This is a genomic window from Flavobacteriaceae bacterium, from assembly GCA_003443635.1.
Classification (GTDB): Bacteria; Bacteroidota; Bacteroidia; order Flavobacteriales; family Flavobacteriaceae; genus AU392.
In genome coordinates this window covers 3,195,366-3,213,927 of record CP031964.1, presented here as the reverse complement: position 1 = coordinate 3,213,927, position 18,562 = coordinate 3,195,366, and the positions used below count along the sequence as shown (strand labels likewise).

Below are 18,562 nucleotides of genomic sequence, written 5' to 3'. Positions count from 1 at the left end.
AATTAATTAGTTAATATAAATAAAAATTAAGTGAACCTCAAACTAAATATGAAATAATAAAGAAAATAAAAATCAGGAACTTTTAATTTTGGACACAACAATACTTAATAGAGCGATAAAAAATAATGAAGCAGTTAAATAAACATAGCAAGACAGTTACACAAGATCCAACACAACCAGCAGCACAAGCAATGCTACATGCGATTGGTTTAACTAAAGCAGATTTTTATAAACCTATTATTGGCATTGCGAGCACAGGCTATGAAGGTAATCCGTGTAATATGCATCTTAATGACCTAGCTAAACTGGTTAAAGAAGGTACAAAAAATGAAGATGTAATTGGATTGGTTTTTAATACAATTGGTGTTAGTGATGGCATTTCTATGGGAACCCCTGGAATGCGTTACTCATTGCCTTCAAGAGATATTATTGCAGATTCTATGGAAACTGTAGTGCAAGCAATGAGTTATGATGGATTAATTACAGTAGTTGGGTGTGATAAAAATATGCCAGGAGCTTTAATGGCCATGATTCGATTAAATAGACCTTCAATTTTAGTCTATGGAGGGACAATAGATTCTGGATGTCATGATGGACAAAAGTTAGATGTTGTATCGGCTTTTGAAGCTTGGGGAAGTAAAGTAGCAGGAACAGTAACAGAAACTGAATATCAAAATATTATAGAGAATGCTTGCCCTGGAGCTGGAGCTTGCGGAGGCATGTATACGGCAAATACAATGGCTTCTGCTATTGAAGCCTTGGGGATGGCACTTCCTTATAATTCGTCTAACCCAGCTTTGAGTGCTGCCAAAAAAGAAGAATCTGTAAGTGCAGGTGAAGCAATTAGAAATTTACTTGAAAAAGATATTAAACCTTCAGATATTATTACAAGAAAGTCTTTGGAAAATGCAATTCGTTTAGTTACTGTTTTAGGTGGATCTACAAATGCTGTATTACATTTTTTAGCAATTGCTAGAGCAGCAGATATTGATTTTACACTTAGAGATTTTCAAACTATAAGTGACTCAACACCTTTTTTAGCAGACTTAAAACCTAGCGGGAAATATTTAATGGAGGATGTACATAAAATTGGAGGAATTCCTGCTGTATTAAAATATTTATTAAAAAAAGGATTGATTCATGGAAACTGTTTAACCGTTACAGGAAAAACAATAGCAGAGAACTTATTAGATGCTGATGATTTAAAAGAAAATCAAAAAGTTATAAAACCAGTAGAGAATCCAATTAAAACCTCAGGACATTTAAGAATGTTATATGGCAATTTGGCTGAAGAAGGAAGTATTGCAAAAATCACTGGAAAAGAAGGGTTAAATTTTAAAGGTAAAGCAAAAGTATTTGAAAGTGAATATGATGCTAATAATGGAATTCAAAATGGGGAAGTTAAAAAAGGTAATGTTGTCGTAATTCGCTATGAAGGCCCAAAAGGAGGTCCAGGAATGCCAGAAATGCTAAAGCCTACTGCCGCTATAATGGGAGCTGGTTTAGGTAAAGATGTGGCGTTAATTACAGATGGTCGTTTTTCTGGAGGCACTCACGGTTTTGTAGTAGGGCATATTACTCCAGAAGCACAAGAAGGTGGAACGATAGCTTTTGTGAAAAATGGTGATACTATAACTATTGATGCTGAAACAAATAGTATTTCTCTTGAAGTATCTGAAGCAGAATTACAAGAAAGAAGACAACAATGGAAAGCACCAGATCTAAAATTTGGAAAAGGAGTTTTATATAAATATGCAAAAACAGTCTCATCAGCATCAAAAGGATGCGTAACAGATGAATTCTAATAAAATTAGGACATAATGAATACAGAAGCATTAACATTAAAAGCAGTAGACACTAAAAAAACGATTCGAATCTCGGGAAGCGAAGCAATTGTAAAAAGCTTATTGGCTGAAGGTGTCGATATTTTATATGGATATCCAGGAGGAGCTATTATGCCTGTCTATGACGAATTATATAAATACCAAGATAAAATTAATCATGTGTTAACACGACATGAACAAGGGGCTACACATGCAGCTCAAGGTTATGCTCGTATTTCCGGTAAAGTAGGTGTGGCAATAGCAACGTCAGGACCTGGAGCAACAAATCTCATCACAGGGATTGCAGATGCTCAGATCGACTCGACACCCATCGTTTGTATTACTGGACAAGTGCCCTCACATTTATTAGGGAGTGATGCGTTTCAAGAAACAGATATTATTGGAATCTCTACTCCAGTAACCAAATGGAATCATCAAATCACTAAGGCATCAGAAATCCCAGAGGTTATTGCTAAAGCATTTTATATTGCTAAGAACGGAAGACCTGGCCCTGTTCTAATTGATATTACAAAAGATGCACAGTTTGAAGAACTCGATTTTAAATATGAAAAATGTAAAGGTGTTAGAAGTTATAATCCAATACCTAAAGTAGAAAATAAAACTTTAGTTGAGGCTGCTAAACTAATCAATTTAGCAAAGAAGCCATTAATTGTTTGGGGGCAAGGTGTTATTTTGAGTGAAGCCGAAAATGAATTTAAAGCTGTAATTGAGAAAACAGGAATTCCTTCAGCTTGGACAATTTTAGGTGCATCGGCAATTCCAACTACTCATTCTTTAAATGTAGGAATGATAGGAATGCATGGTAATTATGCTCCTAATATTTTAACGAATGAGTGTGATGTATTAATTGCTATTGGTATGCGTTTCGATGATCGGGTTACAGGAGATTTAAATACTTATGCAAAGCAAGCTAAAATAATTCATTTTGAAATTGATCCTGCCGAGATTGATAAAAATGTAAAAACCGATATAGCAGTTTTAGGTGATGCAAAAGAAAACTTAAAAAGATTGCTACCACTATTAAACTCTAATTCTCATTTGCAATGGCATCAGAAGTTTAAAGATTTATATAAAATCGAATTTGAAAAAGTTATTAGTAAAAGCCTGTATTCAAATAAGGAAAGCTTAACAATGGGAGAAGTATTAAAGGAGATTAATATACAATCTAAAGGGAAAGCTGCTATTGTAAGTGACGTAGGACAACATCAAATGATTGCGTGCAGATATGCTGAGTTTAATATTACTAAAAGTAATATTACCTCAGGAGGCTTAGGTACTATGGGTTTTGCTTTACCAGCAGCAATTGGAGCAAAAATGGCATCGCCAAATCGAGAAGTAATTGCAATCATTGGAGATGGTGGTTATCAAATGACAATTCAAGAGTTAGGAACTGTGTTTCAACAGCAAATCCCTGTTAAAATTGTGGTATTAAACAATGAGTTTTTAGGGATGGTTCGGCAATGGCAGCAATTATTTTTTGATAAACGTTATGCGTCTACCGAAATGACAAATCCTGATTTTGTTGCTATAGCCAAAGGGTATTCTATAGCAGCTAAAAAAGTTATAAAACGAGATCAATTAAAAGATGCTGTTAAAGAAATGATTACAAGTAAAGAAGCATATTTTTTAGAAGTATGTGTAGAAAAAGAAGATAATGTATTTCCAATGATTCCTTCAGGGGCTTCGGTATCGGATATAAGATTAGAATAATTATGGATAAAAAAATCAAACTATTTACGGTTTCAGTGTATACTGAAAATAACATCGGATTACTAAATAGAATTTCAGCTATTTTTCAGAGAAGACACATTAATATTGAAAGTTTAAATACATCAATTTCTGAGATTGATGGTGTTTCAAGATTTACCATTTTGGTTAAGGTTACCGAAATGCAAATCAAAAAAATTATTGGTCAGATAGAAAAACAAATTGAAGTGATAAAGGCATATTATCACACAGAAGAAGAGACTGTATATCAGGAATCTTGTTTATTTAAATTAAAATCTGACTTATTGTTTAAAGGTAGTGAAATTCAAAATTTAATTATTGAAAATAACGCTCGAATTGTTACGGTAAATAAGGATTTTTTTGTGATTGAAAGGTCAGGAAGTAAAGAAGAAATAGGGGAAATATATAATAAACTTTACCCCTTTTCAATAATGCAATTTACACGTTCAGGACGTATTGCAATCACTAAACAATCAATGGAAATATCACAAATATTAAAAGCATTTAATCAATAAAAATATAACAATGACAAATTATTTTAATACACTATCATTAAGACAACAATTAGAACAGTTAGGAAAATGCAGATTTATGAATGCTTCAGAATTTGAAGATGGCATTAATGTACTAAAAAATAAAAAAATTGTTATTGTAGGCTGTGGTGCTCAAGGATTGAATCAAGGTTTAAATATGCGAGATTCTGGTTTAGATATCTCGTATGCTTTACGGCAAGCAGCAATAGATGAGGAACGACCTTCATATGTAAATGCGACTAGTAATAAATTTAAAATAGGTACATATGAAGAGTTAATACCTAGAGCAGATTTAGTGTTAAACTTAACGCCTGATAAACAGCATACTACTGTTGTAATGGCTATTATGCCATTAATGAAACAAGGAGCAACTTTAAGTTATTCGCATGGATTTAATATTGTTGAAGAAGGGATGCAGATTCGAAAAGATATTACAGTAATTATGGTGGCTCCAAAGTGCCCTGGTACTGAAGTAAGAGAAGAATATAAGCGTGGATTTGGAGTGCCTACATTAATTGCTGTACATCCAGAAAATGATCCTGAAAATAAGGGTTGGGCACAAGCAAAAGCTTATGCTGTAGCTACAGGAGGGCATAAAGCTGGTGTTTTAGAATCTTCTTTTATCGCTGAAGTAAAGTCAGATTTAATGGGAGAACAAACCATTTTATGTGGTGTATTGCAAACGGGATCTATTTTGTGTTTTAATAAAATGATAGAAAATGGAATTCCTGCGAGTTATGCAGCAAAATTGATTCAGTATGGATGGGAAACTATAACAGAAGCTTTAAAGCATGGCGGAATTACTAATATGATGGATAGACTATCTAATCCTGCAAAAATTAAAGCATATCAATTATCTGAAGAGTTAAAAACAATATTAAGACCATTGTTTGAAACACATATGGACAATATTATTTCCGGTCATTTTTCGAAAACAATGATGAAAGATTGGGAGAATAATGATAAAGATTTATTAAAATGGAGAACAGAAACAGGAGAAACAACATTTGAAAGAACAAATGTAACAGCCGATCATATTTCTGAACAAGAATATTTTGATAATGGATTGTTATTAGTAGCCTTTGTAAAGTCTGGAGTAGAGTTGGCTTTTGAAACGATGATAAATGCAGGGATAATTGAAGATTCAGCATATTATGAATCACTTCACGAATTGCCATTAATAGCAAATACCATAGCTAGAAAAAAGCTCTTTGAAATGAATCGAGTAATTTCTGATACGGCAGAATATGGGTGTTATTTATTTAACCACGCATGTAGACCATTGTTATTAGAATTCATGAAAACTATAGATGCAAGTACGATAGGAAAACCATTTTCATTATTTAATACGGTTGACAATTTAGAACTGATTACTGTCAATGATGCAATAAGAAATCATTTGATAGAAAAAGTTGGTAAACGTTTAAGAGCTTCGATGACAGCTATGAAATCAATAAAAGCAACAATTAAACCTGAGAGTTTAGTTTTAGCTTAATCATTCAATATGGAAGTAAAAACAACATATTACCCAACTTTAAGTTCTGTTAAAGAATCTGCCAAACGTTTAAAAGGAATTGCTTCTGTGACTCCTTTGGTTAAAAGCCTTAGGTATTCTGAAAAATATGATTGTAATGTATTGTTTAAACGTGAAGATTTGCAACAAGTACGATCGTATAAAATTAGAGGAGCATACAATAAAATAGCATCATTATTAGATGCTGAAACTAAAAATGGAATCATTTGTGCTAGTGCTGGAAATCATGCACAAGGAGTAGCTTTATCATGTAGATTGCTTAAAATTAAAGGAGTTATATATATGCCAACACCAACACCTAAACAGAAAATAGAGCAGGTGAAGATGTTTGGAGAAAACTATGTGACTATTGTACTAGAGGGAGATACATTTGATGATTCATATCAAGCAGCTATATTAGAGTGCAATAAATTAGGCAAAGCATTTGTTCATCCATTTAATGATGTAAAAATAATTGAAGGTCAAGCTACAGTAGGATTGGAAATTTTTAATCAAACTGAGTTGCCAATCGATTATATATTTGTGCCAGTTGGAGGAGGAGGTTTAGCATCAGGTTTAAGTACAGTTTTTAAACAGCTCTCTCCAGAAACGAAAATTATAGGAGTAGAACCAGAAGGGGCTCCTTCAATGTCGACATCTATAAAAAATAATAAAAATACTAAACTAAATCATATTGAAAAATTTGTAGATGGTGCTGCTGTGAAATATGTTGGAGATCTAAATTTCGAAATTTGTAAAACTAATTTAGATGAAATGGTTACTGTATCAGAAGGTAAAGTATGTCAAACCATTTTAGATCTTTATAATAAAGATGCTATTGTAGTTGAACCAGCTGGAGCATTAAGTATTTCGATTTTAGATGAGTATGCTGAAGAGATTAAGGGTAAAACTATTGTTTGTGTAGTTAGCGGGAGCAATAATGATATTACTCGTACTGCTGAAATTAAAGAACGAGCATTGCTATATGCAGGCTTAAAACATTATTTTATTATTAAATTTCCTCAGAGAGCTGGCGCACTAAGAGAGTTTGTAGTTGATATTTTAAATCAGACTGATGATATTACGTATTTTGAATATACAAAAAAAACAAATCGAGAAAATGGAGCAGCAGTTGTTGGTTTAGAATTAAAAGATGCTAAAAACTTAGAATCACTAATTGCAAAAATGAAACTCCATAATTTTTACGGAGATTATTTAAATGACAAACCAGATTTATTTCAATTTTTGGTTTAAAGCACTAAAAATAAGGACATAATAGTAAAATTAATAAAGAGAATAATTATATATTCGTACTATAATGAGACAATCAAATATTACAACAACAATTATTACATCTATTCCATAAAGGAAGGGAGTATATTGTTGTATTTATATAAGCCTTTCTTTATGAAAGGCTTTTTTTATGCACTTAATTAAAAATAAAATGAAAGTATTAAAATTTGGTGGGACATCAGTCTCCAGTTCAGATTCTATAGAGAAAGTAATCTCTATCCTTCAAGCTAAAAGTGAAAACGATGCTATTGTTGTTGTAGTTTCTGCTTTAGGTGAAGTTACAGATTTGTTAGTTAGAGTAGGAGAGTTAGCTAATAATAAAAATGATAATTACCTTGAAATATATAATGAGATTCGTGAAAAGCATTTGTCTATAGCTTTAGAGTTATATCTTAGCGAATCTTCAATAAATAGACTTAATTCATATTTAGAAGAATTAAGAAGTATTTTGCAAGGAATATATTTAATTAATGAATTCTCAAATAAAACAAAGGATAGAATATTAAGTTTTGGAGAGTTATTATCGTCTTTTATTATTTCTGAAAGTTTAAAAAATGAAACCTCTAATTCACAATTAAAAGATAGTAGAGAGCTGATCTTAACAGATTCAAATTTTACTAAAGCCGAGTTATTATTTGAAAAAACTGAAAAGAACATTCAAGACTATTTTGGTTTAAACTCTAAACAGATAACAGTAATGCCAGGTTTTATTTCTAGAAATAAAAAAGGAGATACAACTACCTTGGGTAGAGATGGATCAGATTATAGTGCAGCTATAATTGCAGGAGCATTAAATGCTTCTATTTTAGAAATTTGGACAGATGTTAATGGAATGTATACTGCAAATCCAAAAATAGTTAAACAAGCATTTCCTATTGCAGAGATTTCATATGAAGAAGCCATGGAATTATCGCATTTTGGAAGTAAGGTACTTTATCCACCAGCAATTAAACCTGTTCTAGATAAAAATATTCCAATTAATATAAAAAATACATTTAATGCAGAGGCGTTAGGTACTGTGGTTAACAAAAAAGTTAATTCTAAACACGGACCAGTAAAAGGAATTAGTCATTTAAGTGATATTAGTTTATTGACTATAGAAGGAGCGGGCATATCTAAAATATCTGGAATCTCAAGTAGATTATTTAGTGCACTTGCAGATAAAAATATAAACATTATTTTAATAACTCAAGCATCATCAGAATACTCTATTTGTATAGCAGTTGTGACCAAAGACGCTCACATGGCTAAGAAAGTAATTAACTCGATTTTTGCATATGAGATTTCACTAAATAAAATTAACCTTGTTATTGTAGAAAATGATTTAGCGATTATAGCCATTGTGGGAGAAAAAATGAAAAGCCATCAAGGAATAAGTGGGAAAATGTTTAGTTCATTAGGAGAAAATAATATAAATATTCGCGCTATCGCACAAGGTGCTTCAGAGCGGAATATTTCTGCAGTTATTGCAGCAAAAAACGTAAAAAAAGCACTTAATATATTACATCATAAGTTTTTTGAAAAACAAGTTCAAACGCTAAACCTGTTTATTGTAGGTGTTGGAAATGTTGGTAAAAGATTAATTAATCAAATCCAAAATCAATATCAATATTTATTAGATAGTTTACTCATTGATCTTCGAGTGGTAGGAATGAGTAATTCACAAAAAATGATTTTTAATGAAGAAGGAGTATGTCTTTTAAACTGGGAAGAACAATTAAAAAATGGACAAAGTAAAAATGATGATGAATGGTTAAGTACCGTAGCAAAAATGAATTTACGCAATAGTATTTTTGTAGATATTACAGCAAATAAAGATGTTGCTTATAGTTATGGCAATTATTTAAGTAATAGTATTTCTGTTGTCGCTTGTAACAAAATTGCTTGTTCTTCAGAGTTTTCAAGATATCAACGTTATAAAGAATTATCTAGAAAATATAATGCTTCATTTTTATTTGAAACGAATGTTGGAGCCGCTTTACCTGTTATTGGAACACTTAATAACTTAGTTAATTCAGGAGATAAAATTACATCAATAAAAGCAGTGTTGTCAGGGAGTTTGAATTTTATATTTAACAATTTTAATTCTGAAACTAGTTTTTATGATGTCGTAAAAAGGGCAGCGAAAGAAGGATATACAGAACCAGACCCAAGAATTGATTTAAGTGGGATTGATGTGGCTCGTAAAATATTAATTCTTGCTCGCGAGAGCGACCATCAATTAAACCTTGAAGATATAGAAAATGAAACCTTTTTACCTAAATCTTGCATTGAAGCTAATACTGTAGATGATTTTTATCAAGCTTTAAAGGGAGAAACACAATATTTTAAATCATTATATGAGAAAAACACACAAAATAATATGCAACTTAAATATGTAGCAGAATTTAATAATGGAAAGGCAAAAGTAAGTCTGCAACAGGTAAATAAAAATCATCCGTTTTATAATTTGGATGGGAAAGATAATATTGTGTTATTTTGCACTGCTAGATATGTAGACCAACCTCTTATAATTAAAGGAGCTGGAGCTGGAGCAGAAGTAACGGCTTCTGGATTATTTGGAGATATTATAAGCTTAGCAAAAAAATAACAAGATGAAAAAAATAACAATTTTTTCTCCAGCTACAGTTGCAAATATTTCCTGTGGTTTTGATATAATGGCATTTGCTTTAGAAAACTTAGGAGACGAAATGATTTTTTGTAAAAACAATTCGAAAAAAGTTACTATTTCTAAAATTGAAGGAGCTGATTTACCATTTAATATTGATAAAAATGTTGCTGGTTTTGTAGCTCAAAAAATGCTCCAAGACAGTCAAGCAGATTTTGGAGTAGATATCCAAATCTTTAAAAAATACAAACCAGGAAGTGGCTTAGGTAGTAGTGCAGCAAGTAGTGCTGGAGCTGCATTTGCAATAAATAAATTATTAGAGAATAAGTACTCTCAATTAGAACTAGTAAAGTTTTCAAAACTAGGAGAGGAAATTGCTTGTGGTTCGCCAATAGTAGATAATGTTTCTGCTGCACTTAATGGAGGCTTTGTATTAATAAGAAGTAATTCTCCTTTGGATATTATCTCTATTCCAACACCAGAAGATTTATTTGTTACTATAATTCATCCACAAATAGAACTTAAAACAGAAGAGGGACGTAAAATGCTTCCTAAAGAAATACTTTTGACAGATGCGACTACACAATGGGCAAATGTAGGAGGGTTAATTAGTGGTTTATATTGTAATGATTATAATTTAATAGGGAGATCTTTAGAGGATGTTATCGTGGAGCCTATTAGAAAAAAATTAATTCCTTATTTTGATGAGATAAAACAAATAGTGATAAATAATGGAGCTTTGGGTGCAGGAATTTCAGGATCTGGACCATCTGTTTTTGCATTATCTAAAGGCGAAAAATTGGCGAATACAATCGCAGAAAAAATGACAGATGTGTATAAAAATAAGAATATAGAATTTAATGTATACGTGTCTAAAATTGGCAAACAAGGAGTAAGAATACTTAATTAATTATGGATTACTTTAGTTTAAATTATAATGCACCAAAAGTTTCCTTTAAAGAAGCTGTAATAAAAGGTCTAGCTCCAGATAAGGGATTGTATTTTCCGTCAGAAATTAACCCTTTGCCAAAATCATTTTTTGATACAATAGAAAGTCTAGATAATACCAGTATTGCTTTTGAAGTGATCAAACAATTCGTCGGAAATAATATCCCTTCAGTAGATTTAAAAGCACTAATAAAAGATACTCTTAGCTTTAATTTTCCGATTGTAAAAATTGAAGGGAATATTGTGGCTTTAGAACTGTATCATGGACCAACGATGGCTTTTAAAGATGTAGGTGCACGTTTTATGGCAAGATGTTTAGGATATTTTAATAAGAATAAATTTTCTCGAGAAAAAATTACAGTTTTAGTGGCTACCTCTGGAGATACAGGTGGAGCAGTAGCAAGCGGGTTTTTAGATGTTGAAGGAGTAGAAGTCGTTATTTTATACCCTAGTGGTAAAGTAAGTGACATACAAGAAAAACAACTGACCACTTTAGGGAAAAACATTACTGCCTTAGAAGTTAACGGAACCTTTGATGACTGCCAATCAATGGTGAAAGAAGCATTTTTAGATGTTGACTATAATGGCGTTAAAACCTTAACTTCTGCAAACTCAATAAATGTAGCGAGATGGTTGCCACAGATGTTTTATTTTTTCTTTGCTTATAAAGAATTGAAATCTTTAAATAAAAAATTAGTATTTTCAGTACCTAGTGGAAATTATGGTAATATTTGTGCTGGTATGATGGCACAAAAATTAGGATTACCAATACATCATTTTGTAGCTGGTACTAACATTAATAATGTAGTTCCTTCTTATTTGGAAACTGGAAAATATAACCCTAAATCATCTATACAAACAATATCTAATGCTATGGATGTAGGTGCACCTAGTAATTTTATTCGCATTAAACATCTGTATCAAAACAATATAAAATTGTTACAAGAACATCTTTCAGGATATAGTTATACAGATGATGATACGATAGAAGGAATTAAATATTTATTTGAAACAAATAATTATATTTCGGACCCACACGGAACTATTGGATACTTGGCTTTACGAGATTATTTAAAAGATAAAGAAAATATTCAAGGTGTGTTTTTAGAAACCGCTCATCCTATTAAGTTTTTAGATGTAATGCCTGCGAAAATAGCTGATAGTTTACCTATTCCTTCTCAAATTTCTGAAATCATGAGTCGTAGTAAAAGAAGTATTCAAATTAAAAATTATAAAGATTTAAAAGAATATTTACTTCAATAAAATAAAAAGCGCACTATAAAAAAGTGCGCTAATTAATAATTAGGAATCCACCAAAATTTTTTAATACTAACCTTTTTAAACTAAATAATAGTGGATTTTCCTAAATGTATATTTAAAAAATTATGATTTGAATCTTCTGGATTACTTATAAAATCTTCAATAAAATCACCAACTTTGCTTGTGGTTATCGTATCTGTTTCAGTATTTAAATCGGGAGTTGTAATATGTAACTGTAATGATTTTTCTACTCCTTTTCTGATAATATCTGCTTCATTATATAACTCGAAATGATCTAACAACATCGCTGCAGACAGAATGGAAGCTACGGGATTGGCAATATTTTTACCTGTTGCTTGAGGATATGATCCGTGAATAGGTTCGAACAATGCATAACGGTCTCCTACAGAAGCTGACGCCAATAATCCAATTGACCCACCAATTACACTAGCTTCGTCACTAATAATATCCCCAAACATATTCTCTGTTAAAATCACATCAAATTGTTTTGGATTTAATATCATTTGCATTGCTGCATTATCTACAAATAAGAAATTAAGAGTTACATCTGGAAAATCTTCAGCTATTTCTGTAACTACTTTTCGCCATAAACGTGAGCTCTCTAAAACATTAGCTTTATCTATTAAAGTCAATTTGTTTTTTCTAGATTGTGCTGCTTTAAAAGCCAAATAAGCAATACGTTCAATTTCTAAACGAGAATATTTGCATAAATCTGAAGCTGTATTTCCATCATCACTTAGTTTACGCTCTCCAAAATAAATACCTCCAGTAAGTTCTCTGTAAATGCTTATATCGGTACCTTCTATAATGTTACGCTTTAAAGGCGATTTATTTAAAAGTGTTTCGTAAGCTTTTACGGGTCTGATGTTTGTATATAGCTCTAACTCTTTTCTTAATTTTAAAAGCCCTTGTTCTGGCCTTATTTCTGCAGACGGATCATTGTCATATTTTGGATCTCCAATAGCTCCAAATAAAATAGCGTCAGAAGCTTTACACAGATTAAGTGTATCATCAGGAAGAGGAGAGTTATATTTATTGATAGCTATGGCTCCTACTGGAGCGTAATCAAAGCTAAAAGTATGGTCAAATTCTAATGCGATAGCTTTTAATACTTTAACAGCTTGTGTAGTAACTTCTGGACCTATGCCATCACCTGGTAGAACAGCTATTTTTAATATCATTTTTTAATAAGTTTTATTGGTTTCAAAAATTTCAATTTCTGATGTTTTACTTAGCAAATAATCAATGTCATCATAACCATTAATTAAACAAGTTTTTTTATAAGTGTCAATTTCAAATGATTCTGATAAAGTATCAGAAATTGAAATTTTTTGAGCTTCTAAATCAACTTTAATATGAGTATCCGGATTTAAAGTTATGGTTTCTAAAAGTACACTTAAAAAACCTGAAGACACTTCTACGGGTAATAACCCATTATTTAAAGCATTTCCTTTAAAGATATCTGCATAAAAGCTAGAAACGATAACTTTAAACCCATAATCAGCTAATGCCCATGCTGCATGTTCTCTACTAGAACCACAACCAAAATTATTACCAGCTACTAAAATGTTTCCAGAATAACGATCGTTGTTTAGTATGAATTCAGTGTTTATATCACCATCCTTTTTATATCTCCAATCTCTAAAGACATTTTCACCAAACCCTTTTCGATCTGTAGCTTTTAAAAATCGAGCAGGAATAATTTGATCAGTATCTATATTTTCAATGGCTAATGGTACTGCTTTAGAGGTTAGCGTTGTAAATTTTTCCATTAGTTTAATTGTTTTGTAATATCAATAATTTTACCTTCAATAGCTGTGGCTGCTGCAATTAAGGGGCTTGCTAAAATTGTTCGCGACCCTTGCCCTTGACGCCCTTCGAAATTTCTATTTGAAGTAGATACACAATATTCGCCTTGCGGGATTTTATCATCATTCATAGCCAAACAAGCAGAACATCCAGGTTGGCGTAATTCAAATCCAGCAGTTTCAAAAACTGTTTTTAAACCTTCGTTTACAATTTGTGCTTCTACTTGTTTGCTACCAGGAACAAGCCAAGCTGTTACATTTTTCGCTTTTTGTTTTCCTTTTATATAATTAGCTGCAATCCTAAAATCTTCAATTCTAGAATTAGTGCAACTGCCTATAAATACATAATTAATAGGTTTATTTATTAAAGATTCACCAACTTTAAAGTCCATATACTTCAATGACTTTTTTAACGAGATATCCTCTGATGTTGGGATTGTTCCTGAAACTTTAATTCCCATTCCAGGATTTGTACCATAAGTTATCATTGGCTCTATATCTTCTGCTTCAAAAAAGTATTCTTTATCAAAGGTGGCGCCTACATCTGTAGGTAAAGTTTTCCAGTAAGCTACTTTTTGGTCAAAAGCACTTTCTTTTGGAGCAAACTTTCTTCCTTTTACATACTCAAAAGTAGTTTCATCTGGCGCAATCATTCCACCACGTGCTCCCATTTCTATACTCATATTACATACGGTCATACGCCCTTCCATACTCATATTTTCAAACACATTCCCTGCATATTCACAAAAATATCCTGTACCTGCGTTAGTACCTACTTTAGAAATAATATAGAGAATAACATCTTTAGGAAGCACACCTTTATTAAGAGTACCACTTACTGTAATACGTAAACTTTTAGGTTTTGTTAGTAATAAACATTGACTAGCAAAAACTTGAGCAACTTGACTTGTACCAATGCCGAAAGCTATTGCTCCAAAAGCACCATGTGTTGAGGTGTGACTATCACCACAAACTATAGTCATTCCAGGTTGGGTAATGCCTAATTCTGGCGCCATAACATGTACAATACCATTGTATTTATGACTTAATTCAAAAAGCAAGATGTTATTTTTGGTACAGTTTGAAGAGAGTTGCTCAAGTTGTTTTTTAGATAATTTATCCTGTATAGGTAAATGCTGATTTAGTGTTGGTGTGTTATGATCTGCAGTAGCTACAATCTGTTGAGGTCTAAAAATTGGAATTTTACGTTCTTCTAATTCTTTAAAAGCTTGCGGACTTGTAACTTCGTGGATTAAATGTTTGTCAATATATAATATTTGCGGTCCGTTTTTAATTGAATCAACAATATGTGTATCCCAAACTTTATCAAATAATGTCTTTTTCATTATGCAGAAACTATTTGTTGGTAAACATTACTAGATTCAATGATTTGATGAATGTCAGTATCATTAATGGTTTTATTCTTGTCGGCAAAATTTAAGAATGACATGTAAACATCATCCAATTGAAGTTTAGTTAATTCGTAACCAATGTTTTTTGCTTTGTAGGCAAGAGCAGCTCTTCCACTTCTGGCCGTAAGTATTATTGCAGATTCTGTGACGCCAACATCTTTAGGATTAATGATTTCGTATGTTTCACGATTTTTAATAACACCATCTTGATGAATTCCAGAACTGTGAGCAAATGCATTGGCGCCTACTATTGCTTTATTAGGTTGTGGATGTACTCCCATATTATCAGAAACTAATTGGCTTATTTCATAAAGCATAGAAGTTTCAATATTGGTGTCTAAATTAAGATAAGGATGTTGTTTTAAAATCATCACGACTTCTTCTAAAGCAGTATTTCCAGCGCGTTCTCCAATGCCATTAATAGTACATTCTATTTGTCGAGCTCCATTAATAACCCCTTCTATAGAGTTTGCAGTAGCTAAACCTAGATCGTTATGACAATGGCAAGATAAAATTGCTTTTTCAATACCTTTTACATTCTCTTTTAAATATTTGATCTTCTCTCCATATTCGCTAGGTAAACAATAACCAGTAGTATCTGGAATATTTAAAACTGTAGCTCCAGCTTTAATGGCAGCCTCGCAAATCTTAGCTAAATAATCATTATCAGTACGTCCAGCATCTTCTGCATAAAACTCCACATCTTCAACAAAAGATTTTGCATATTTTACAGCTTCAAAAGCACGTTCTATAATTGACTGACGATCAGATTTAAATTTAAATTTTATATGAGAATCAGAAGTGCCTATGCCTGTATGTATTCTTGGTTTTTTAGCATACTTTAAAGCCTCTGAAGTTACTTTTATATCATTTTTAACAGCTCTGGATAACCCACAAACTGTTGCGTTTTTAACAATTTTAGAAATTCTTTCGACCGATTTAAAATCGCCAGGACTTGAAATTGGAAATCCAGCTTCAATAACGTCAACACCAAGTCGATCAAGTTGTTCAGCTATAATTAATTTTTGTTCAGTATTTAATTTACAACCGGGAACTTGTTCTCCATCTCTAAGAGTTGTATCAAAAATTTGAACATTAGAAGTATTAATAATTGACATTTATCAAAATATATTTTTGTATTGTGAGGCTAATTTATATTTTGGAATTATTTAAGGAAGAGATTTTTGAACTGATTGTACGATGTTCAAATTGAAAAAAACAACTCAAACAATTGATTAGTAATTGATTAACTTTAATTTTATTTGATGACTAAATACCAAAAAGATAATTTATTTTTATTAATAAAGTCACTTACTAAATCTGAAAAAAGACAATTCAAGCTTTACGTAGGTCGTTTAGATATTAATTCGGACTCTAAATTTTTAAATTTATTTAATTTTCTAGAAAAATCTTTAACGTATAATGAAACAGAAATTTTAAAAAAAGGAATTGTCAAAAAACAACAACTCGCAAATGTAAAAGTTCACTTATACAAGCAAATCCTTATTAGTTTAAAACTTAATCCATTACATCAAAATGTAAGATCCCAAATTAGAGAGCAATTGGATTTCGCCTCAATATTGTATCACAAAGGTTTGTATAAGCAGAGTTTGAAAATCTTAGGGAAATCGAAAGAAGTAGCTATTTTAAATCAAGAGAAAAATTTAGCTTATGAGATTGTTGAATTAGAAAAAGTAATAGAATCACAATACATTACTAGGAGCATAAGTGGTAGAGCTAATGAATTAATAACACAAGCAAAAGAGTTTAGTGAGAAAAACGTTTTAACGAGTAAATTGTCAAATTTATCACTTCAATTATACGGAATGTTTTTAAAAACAGGGTATGTTAAAAATAAAGAAGAACATCAGCAAGTTAGAGATTATTTTAATGACAACCTCCCAGAATATAATATTAAGGAGTTAGAGTTTAGAGAAAAATTATGGCTCTATCAATCTTATTTATGGTATAGTTTTTTAACTCAAGATTTTTTAGCATGTTATAAATATTCGTCTAAATGGGTTAATTTGTTTTATGACAATAAAAATATGATTGCTATTAATCCTGTTTTTTTTCTAAAAGGGAATCACTATTTGCTAGAAGCTTTATTTTTTAACAGACAATATTATAAATTTAAACAAGCATTAATTAATCTTGAGAATTTTTCTAAAGAAAAAGAATTTCCAAAAAACGAAAATATAGTAAGCCTTACTTTTTTATATACTTATACTAATAAGTTTAATCTATATTTTATGAAAGGTTCTTTTAAAGAAGGTTTAGCTTTTGTTGATGAAGTTTTAGAAGGCTTAAAAAAACATAAAAATAGAATTGACGAGCATCATATTATGGTATTTTATTATAAAATTGCTTGTTTGTATTTTGGAGCTGGAGAGTATAGAAAATGTATTTTATACCTAGAAAAGATTACCTCTAATAAATCTCTTTCAATGCGTGAAGATCTATTATGTTTTTCTAGAATACTTAACTTAATAGCTCATTATGAAGCTGGATTAGATTATAATTTAGAACTACTTATTAAGAGTACATATAAGTTTTTAATAAAAATGAAAGATTTATATGAAGTGCAAAAAGAGATAATAATATTTTTAAGAAATTTAGGAGATGTTTATCCACATCAATTAAAAAAACAATTCGCAAGTCTATACGAAAAACTAAAGCCTTATGAAGAAGATCCTTACGAAAGACGTGCATTTTTGTATTTAGATATTCTCTCCTGGTTAAAATGTAAAATTGAAAATATACCTGTAGATCAGGTAATTAAAGAGAAACATTTTTTGGAAATTAAAGAACACTAGTGATAAATTATATACAGTGTTGTCACTAGTTATTTTATCAGTTTTATTATACTTGGGTAAAGTTTTTCAGTTTTTCCTTTATTGGTTTTAATAGCAAACAATATCGGTAATATTATATTCAAAGTGTAAAGTCCAATAAACACATAAAACAGAATTTTATAAGTTCCATAATGCATTATTTTAAACAACGCAAAAGTACTTATTGAAATAAAAGCTAATATTGACCAGATTATTTGAAAATTTAAAAGATTTGCTCCAATTTCTTTTAATCCGATTACTTTGTCTTTTTTGTTAACCCATAAAATCAAAGGAAGAATTATGTTTCCAACTGGAATTGCTAAAAATACTATTACTGAAAGATGAAAGATTATTAGATAACTTTTGTCCTCTTGTTTTCCATAACCTAGAATGTTTTCTGCATTTATGTCAAGAACTTCACAAATTAAATTCAGAGTTTTTCCACGAGGTTCACTGTCATTATTTTCAATTCGCTGAATTGTTCTTAAATTCACTTTTGCAGATTCAGCTAACTCTTCTTGAGATAATCCTTTTTTCTTTCTTATATCTCTAATTTTTTTTCCGATTTCGTTCATAATTAATTTTAGTTTATTTTTTTGACAAAACTACTTATGAATTTATCTTTTTGATAACGGTTTGTTTGTGACATTTTTATGACATTCTTGTCAATCTATTAATTTTTAATTGTTCACAACGGTAGACTATCATTTCGTTGCGAAGCAATTACTTATAGCCATTATTGGGTGCTGTTTTTTATTTT

General features: G+C 30.9%; 14 protein-coding genes. 9 read left to right on the top strand and 5 right to left on the bottom strand.

Annotated features, from left to right (window positions below; translation table 11 throughout):
- Positions 1-125 precede the first annotated feature (125 nt).
- From ilvD to D1817_14715, 8 genes are all read left to right on the top strand, one after another.
- The gene (ilvD, locus tag D1817_14750) at positions 126-1,805 is read left to right on the top strand and encodes a dihydroxy-acid dehydratase (GenBank protein AXT21080.1); all 1,680 of its coding nucleotides are present in this window, start codon (positions 126-128) and stop codon (positions 1,803-1,805) included.
- A gap of 15 nt (positions 1,806-1,820) precedes the next feature.
- A complete protein-coding gene (ilvB, locus tag D1817_14745; GenBank protein ID AXT21079.1) occupies positions 1,821-3,554 on the top strand; it encodes a biosynthetic-type acetolactate synthase large subunit in 1,734 nt (577 codons plus the stop codon).
- A gap of 2 nt (positions 3,555-3,556) precedes the next feature.
- Positions 3,557-4,087, top strand: coding sequence for an acetolactate synthase small subunit (gene ilvN, locus D1817_14740; protein ID AXT21078.1), 531 nt, complete (start codon positions 3,557-3,559; stop codon positions 4,085-4,087).
- A gap of 10 nt (positions 4,088-4,097) precedes the next feature.
- The gene (locus D1817_14735) at positions 4,098-5,600 is read left to right on the top strand and encodes a ketol-acid reductoisomerase (GenBank protein AXT21077.1); all 1,503 of its coding nucleotides are present in this window, start codon (positions 4,098-4,100) and stop codon (positions 5,598-5,600) included.
- A 9-nt stretch (positions 5,601-5,609) separates the two neighbouring features.
- Entirely contained in the window at positions 5,610-6,872 is a 1,263-nt protein-coding gene (locus D1817_14730) for a threonine dehydratase (protein ID AXT21076.1), read from the top strand.
- Positions 6,873-7,062: 190 nt separating this feature from the next.
- Complete coding sequence (locus D1817_14725) at positions 7,063-9,501, top strand: bifunctional aspartate kinase/homoserine dehydrogenase I (protein ID AXT21305.1); 2,439 nt, start codon at positions 7,063-7,065, stop codon at positions 9,499-9,501.
- A gap of 4 nt (positions 9,502-9,505) precedes the next feature.
- Positions 9,506-10,429, top strand: coding sequence for a homoserine kinase (locus D1817_14720; GenBank protein AXT21075.1), 924 nt, complete (start codon positions 9,506-9,508; stop codon positions 10,427-10,429).
- Positions 10,430-10,431: 2 nt separating this feature from the next.
- The gene (locus tag D1817_14715) at positions 10,432-11,730 is read left to right on the top strand and encodes a threonine synthase (GenBank protein ID AXT21074.1); all 1,299 of its coding nucleotides are present in this window, start codon (positions 10,432-10,434) and stop codon (positions 11,728-11,730) included.
- Positions 11,731-11,810: 80 nt separating this feature from the next.
- Here D1817_14715 and leuB read toward each other — a convergent pair whose 3' ends face one another.
- The 4 genes from leuB to D1817_14695 are packed head-to-tail and all read right to left on the bottom strand — an operon-like array spanning position 11,811 to position 16,077.
- Positions 11,811-12,929: a 3-isopropylmalate dehydrogenase gene (gene leuB / locus D1817_14710; protein ID AXT21073.1), complete on the bottom strand. Its 1,119-nt coding sequence runs from the start codon at positions 12,927-12,929 to the stop codon at positions 11,811-11,813.
- A gap of 3 nt (positions 12,930-12,932) precedes the next feature.
- The gene (leuD, locus tag D1817_14705; GenBank protein ID AXT21072.1) at positions 12,933-13,520 is read right to left on the bottom strand and encodes a 3-isopropylmalate dehydratase small subunit; all 588 of its coding nucleotides are present in this window, start codon (positions 13,518-13,520) and stop codon (positions 12,933-12,935) included.
- Positions 13,520-14,902, bottom strand: coding sequence for a 3-isopropylmalate dehydratase large subunit (gene leuC / locus D1817_14700; GenBank protein AXT21071.1), 1,383 nt, complete (start codon positions 14,900-14,902; stop codon positions 13,520-13,522). Before leuC ends, leuD begins: the two co-directional genes overlap by 1 nt.
- Positions 14,902-16,077: a 2-isopropylmalate synthase gene (locus D1817_14695; protein ID AXT21304.1), complete on the bottom strand. Its 1,176-nt coding sequence runs from the start codon at positions 16,075-16,077 to the stop codon at positions 14,902-14,904. The genes leuC and D1817_14695 overlap by 1 nt, the downstream gene beginning before the upstream one ends.
- A gap of 156 nt (positions 16,078-16,233) precedes the next feature.
- On the opposite strand from D1817_14695, the gene D1817_14690 reads away from it, so the two are divergent.
- The gene (locus D1817_14690; GenBank protein ID AXT21070.1) at positions 16,234-17,784 is read left to right on the top strand and encodes a hypothetical protein; all 1,551 of its coding nucleotides are present in this window, start codon (positions 16,234-16,236) and stop codon (positions 17,782-17,784) included.
- Positions 17,785-17,813: 29 nt separating this feature from the next.
- Here D1817_14690 and D1817_14685 read toward each other — a convergent pair whose 3' ends face one another.
- Positions 17,814-18,377, bottom strand: a complete 564-nt coding sequence (locus D1817_14685) for a helix-turn-helix domain-containing protein (protein ID AXT21069.1) — start codon at positions 18,375-18,377, stop codon at positions 17,814-17,816.
- Positions 18,378-18,562: the final 185 nt, after the last annotated feature.